Origin of the sequence: Sulfuriferula thiophila (assembly GCF_003864975.1) — a bacterium.
In the GTDB taxonomy this organism is placed as follows: domain Bacteria; phylum Pseudomonadota; class Gammaproteobacteria; order Burkholderiales; family Sulfuriferulaceae; genus Sulfuriferula; species Sulfuriferula thiophila.
In genome coordinates this window covers 1-304 of sequence record NZ_BHGL01000010.1, presented here as the reverse complement: position 1 = coordinate 304, position 304 = coordinate 1, and the positions used below count along the sequence as shown (strand labels likewise).

Genomic DNA, 304 nt, shown 5'->3' with positions numbered 1-304 from the left:
TTGCGCAGGTAAAAATAACATAGGCCAAATCCCCAGTTGCGTTGGTTGGTGGTCAAACGTATCAGCCAGTCAGCGATAAGGGCATTTTCAGACGACAGCTTAGCCTGATAACGATAGCAGGTTTCGCTGATGCGAAATGCGGCACAGGCAGTGCTGATACTGATTTGCCTGGTTTGCACTACTGACACAGCCATCTCGCGGCGTAGAGATGGCTTCACCACTTTTTTGCTAGCGCCTCTGAAACGATTTCGGCTTTGAGGCGCTCTTCAGCATACATCTTTTTAAGCCGACGATTCTCGTCTTC

At 49.3% G+C, this 304-nt stretch carries 1 pseudogene; it reads right to left on the bottom strand.

Annotation, left to right across the window (positions count from 1 at the left end):
• A pseudogene (locus EJE49_RS07515) lies at positions 1–304 on the bottom strand (IS3 family transposase); the annotation flags it as partial.